This window comes from Streptomyces sp. NPDC049577, assembly GCF_040675635.1.
GTDB lineage: Bacteria > Actinomycetota > Actinomycetes > Streptomycetales > Streptomycetaceae > Streptomyces.
In genome coordinates this window covers 1-4274 of sequence record NZ_JBFAPH010000437.1, presented here as the reverse complement: position 1 = coordinate 4274, position 4274 = coordinate 1, and the positions used below count along the sequence as shown (strand labels likewise).

The following is a 4274-nucleotide window of genomic DNA, read 5'->3' as shown; positions in this document are numbered from 1 at the left end:
CTCCATCGCCTCGGTCACCCCTCGCAGCGCCTCCTTCCGGCGCCGGAGCTCGGCCATCTGCTCCTCCACGCGGGCGAGCTGATCGGCAGCCGTCTTACGGGTCGCGCGGCGGCGCGTGGGCTTGGTCTCGGCGGACGCGGCGGCCTCGGGGCTCTCCGCGGCCGGGGCGTCGTCGCCCGGGTTCGGGGCCTCAGCGGCGGGCGACCCGGCCGGGCGGGACGCCACTCGGCGCCGGCGCCGGGGCGGCAGCGTGTCGCTGGGCGAATTGTCGGCATTGTTGCCGGCGGCGCTGTGTGCGCCGGCCGGCTCGATGGGCTCAATGGATTCGAGCATGCGGGCGGTTCTCCCGTCACGCTCCCGGGCGCCGCGCCTGGTCCGGCCCGGCGGCCCGCGTGATGAGCGCGGTACCGCCGTCCGGGGCGCGGTCGCCGCACGGGAGCTGTCGTCTCGCTCGCCGGGTCCGATTTGTCGGCACCGGCGAAAGTCTCCTGGTCAGTGCGCCTGCCGGACCCGGGTGGCTCCCTGGTGCATCGGCGGCGCTTGCGACGGCCGTCCTTACGCGGAACCTTCCGGTACCCCCGCGGCTGTCAGCCCGCGGTCGGGCGCCAGCGGATCGGTCACCGTGCCGGACTCCTCGTCGAGCAGCCCCTGCGCCAGCCTGGTCACCGCAGCGGGGACCGGCGGCGCCAGGTCGGCCGTCACGCGGAGACCGGACAGGACGTCGTCGGGTCGCACGGCGGGTGTCTCATGCCGAACAACCAGCCGCAGTATCGCACAGGGACCGTCACCGGTCCTATCGGCCGGAGCCGGAAGCGCCTCGAGTCGGGCGACGGCCGCTCGCGTGTCGAAGGTCCGCATGCCGTTCTTCGTACGGCGCTGGACCTCGACGCTCTCCGCGGCGAGGAACGCCGCCACGGCCTGCTCGGCCTCCGCGGGCTCGACGCCGTCGAGCCTCAGCTCCCACACGGACGCCTGCAGCCGGTCGGCGAACGAGGAGGTCCGCGCCTCCACCGCGTCGACGATGTCGAGCCCGTCGGGCAGGGACTCGTCGAGCAGCTCGCGCAGCCGCTCGGGGTCACGTGCCTCGGCGAGCTGGATCTCCAGGTACTCGGCCTCGCTGCCCGTGCCGGTGGGGGCGGCATTGGCGTAGGAGACCTTGGGGTGCGGCGTGAATCCGGCCGAGTACGCCATGGGCACCTCGGCGCGGCGCAGCGCCCGCTCGAAGGCGCGCTGGAAATCGCGGTGGCTGGTGAACCGGAGGCGGCCGCGCTTGGTGTAGCGCAGGCGAATGCGCTGCACCGCGGGTGCGGGCGGCGGGCCTTCGGGCTGTCGCTTGCCCAGTGTCTTCAGTCCTTCGTGAGTGCGGTCGTACTGCTACCTAGAGTACGTGCCGGGAGCGGGGGCGCGCCCCGGCGGGACCCCGGGGCCCCGGAAAGCCGGACGGGCCGGCGAACCGGCCCGTCCGTAGTCCGTCACTTGACGACGGTCAGCGGCAGCAGCGGGTCATCCCCGCACCGGCGGGGAGCATGATGGTGACGGGTCCGCTACGCACTGTCACTTTACCGTGAGCGGCAGCAGCTTCTTGCCCGTCGGGCCGATCTGGATGTGGGTGTCCATCTGGGGACACACGCCGCAGTCGAAGCACGGCGTCCAGCGGCAGTCCTCGACCTCGGTCTCGTCGAGGGCGTCCTGCCAGTCCTCCCAGAGCCAGTCCTTGTCGAGACCGGAGTCCAGGTGGTCCCAGGGCAGGACCTCCTCGTAGCCGCGCTCGCGCGTGGTGTACCAGTCGACGTCGACGCCCGCCTCGGGCAGGGTGCGCTCGGCGCACTTCATCCAGCGGTCGTAGGAGAAGTGCTCGCGCCAGCCGTCGAAGCGGCCGCCGTCCTCGTAGACCGCGCGGATGACCGCGCCGACGCGGCGGTCGCCGCGGGAGAGCAGGCCCTCGATGATGCCGGGCTTGCCGTCGTGGTAGCGGAAGCCGATGGAACGGCCGTACTTCTTGTCGCCGCGGATCTTGTCGCGCAGCTTCTCCAGGCGCGCGTCGGTGTCCTCGGCGGACAGCTGCGGCGCCCACTGGAACGGCGTGTGCGGCTTGGGCACGAAGCCACCGATGGAGACGGTGCAGCGGATGTCGTTCTTGCCGGAGACCTCGCGGCCTTTGGCGATGACCTTGGTCGCCATGTCGGCGATCTGGAGGACGTCCTCGTCGGTCTCGGTCGGCAGACCGCACATGAAGTACAGCTTCACCTGGCGCCAGCCGTTGCCGTACGCGGTGGCGACGGTGCGGATCAGGTCCTCTTCCGAGACCATCTTGTTGATGACCTTGCGCATGCGCTCGGAGCCGCCCTCGGGGGCGAAGGTCAGACCGGAGCGGCGGCCGTTGCGCGTCAGCTCGTTCGCGAGGTCGACGTTGAAGGCGTCCACGCGGGTCGACGGCAGGGAGAGGCCGATCTTGTCCTCTTCGTACCGGTCGGCGAGGCCCTTGGCGACCTCGCCGATCTCGGTGTGGTCGGCGGAGGACAGGGACAGCAGGCCGACCTCCTCGAAGCCGGTCGCCTTCAGGCCCTTGTCGACCATCTCGCCGATGCCGGTGATGCTGCGCTCGCGCACCGGGCGGGTGATCATGCCGGCCTGGCAGAAGCGGCAGCCGCGCGTGCAGCCGCGGAAGATCTCGACGGACATCCGCTCGTGCACGGTCTCCGCGAGCGGCACCAGCGGCTGCTTCGGGTACGGCCACTCGTCGAGGTCCATGACGGTGTGCTTGGAGACGCGCCACGGCACGCCGGAGCGGTTCGGCACGACGCGGGCGATGCGGCCGTCGGCCAGGTACTCGACGTCGTAGAACCGGGGGACGTACACCCCGCCGGTCTTGGCGAGACGGAGCAGCAGCTCGTCGCGCCCGCCCGGGCGGCCCTCGCTCTTCCAGGCCCGGATGATATCGGTGATCTCCAGGACGGCCTGCTCGCCGTCGCCGATGACGGCGCAGTCGATGAAGTCCGCGATCGGCTCGGGGTTGAACGCGGCGTGGCCGCCGGCGAGCACGATCGGGTGGTCGACGGTCCGGTCCTTGGCCTCCAGCGGGATGTCCGCGAGGTCGAGGGCGGTGAGCATGTTGGTGTAGCCGAGCTCGGTGGAGAAGGAGAGCCCGAACACGTCGAACGCCGACACGGGCCGGTGCGAGTCCACGGTGAACTGCGGCACCTTGTGCTCGCGCATCAGCTCTTCGAGGTCCGGCCAGACGCTGTAGGTCCGCTCGGCGAGGACGCCCTCGCGCTCGTTGAGGACCTCGTACAGGATCATGACGCCCTGGTTGGGCAGGCCGACCTCGTAGGCGTCGGGGTACATCAGCGCCCAGCGCACGTCGCAGCTCTCCCACGGCTTGACCGTGGAGTTCAGCTCTCCGCCGACGTACTGGATGGGCTTCTGCACGTGCGGGAGGAGGGCTTCGAGGCGCGGGAAGACCGACTCGACAGCAGGCATCGCGATGTCTCTCATTGAGCGGACTGGGGTGACCCTCAAGAGTAACGTGCCGCCGGAGTGTGCACGGCCGGGTGGCAATTCCCCTGGTCAGGGGAGTGACAGCCGCGCCTGTACGTCTGCCAGCCCGCGCTCCGCCGCCGTCGCCCGCATCTCCTCCCGCCCGTACAGCAGTCCGTACGTGAACGTCGGTTCGCCCGCGTCCGCCGCCTCCGCGGCCAGGCGGCGGATCGCCTCGCGGGCCATCACGCTGTCCTGGTGCTCCCCCAGCAGCGTCTGCACCTCCTTCACCCGCCTGGCGAATCGTTTCGCCGGCTTTCCGAGGACGGGGAGCGCGGCCTCCGCCGCGTACCGGGCGCGCTTGGCGGCCTTGCGGGCGGCGTGCAGGGCGACGTCGCGCCCGGGGCCCGGGCCGGTGGCGAGGGCGGTCTCGATGCGGGCGGCGAGGCGCGCCCGGTCGCGGTGGAGGGCGGTGGCGAAGACGCTCTCCGGCGGGCGCCCGGCGGCGGGCCGCAGGGGCGGGTCGGCGAGGAGCGCGTCGAGCCCGTCGAGGAGGGCGAGGTAGCGCGTGCCGTCGAGGACGGCGCACACGTGCCGGCGCGCGTCGGCCCGGTGCTGCCCGGACCACGTCTGCAACCGGGCGGCGACCGGGCCGTGGACGAGCGTGGGCGGCACCTCGGTCAGCCGCTCCCGGAGCCCTCGCCGGGCGGTGTCGCGGGCGTCATGTTGCGCCTGGCGGGGGCACACCTCCTCCCGGCCAGGTCATGGCCGCGCCTGTGACCCGGGCCCAGAAGCCG

The 4274-nt window shown here is 72.2% G+C and carries 4 protein-coding genes; all 4 read right to left on the bottom strand.

The features are described 5' to 3' along the window. A partial coding sequence (locus AB0K09_RS30405; protein WP_366068628.1) for a hypothetical protein occupies nucleotides 1-333 on the bottom strand: 333 nt, incomplete at its 3' end. 222 nt (nucleotides 334-555) lie between these two features. Then, on the bottom strand, nucleotides 556-1299 hold the full coding sequence (locus AB0K09_RS30400; RefSeq protein ID WP_366068627.1) for a TIGR03936 family radical SAM-associated protein: 744 nt from the start codon (nucleotides 1297-1299) through the stop codon (nucleotides 556-558). Between the two features lie 255 nt (nucleotides 1300-1554). Next, entirely contained in the window at nucleotides 1555-3480 is a 1926-nt protein-coding gene (locus AB0K09_RS30395; RefSeq protein ID WP_366068626.1) for a TIGR03960 family B12-binding radical SAM protein, read from the bottom strand. A gap of 87 nt (nucleotides 3481-3567) precedes the next feature. Next, nucleotides 3568-4224 (bottom strand): CHAD domain-containing protein, encoded by a 657-nt coding sequence (locus AB0K09_RS30390; RefSeq protein ID WP_366068625.1) that lies wholly within the window; start codon nucleotides 4222-4224, stop codon nucleotides 3568-3570. Between the last annotated feature and the right edge of the window lie 50 nt (nucleotides 4225-4274).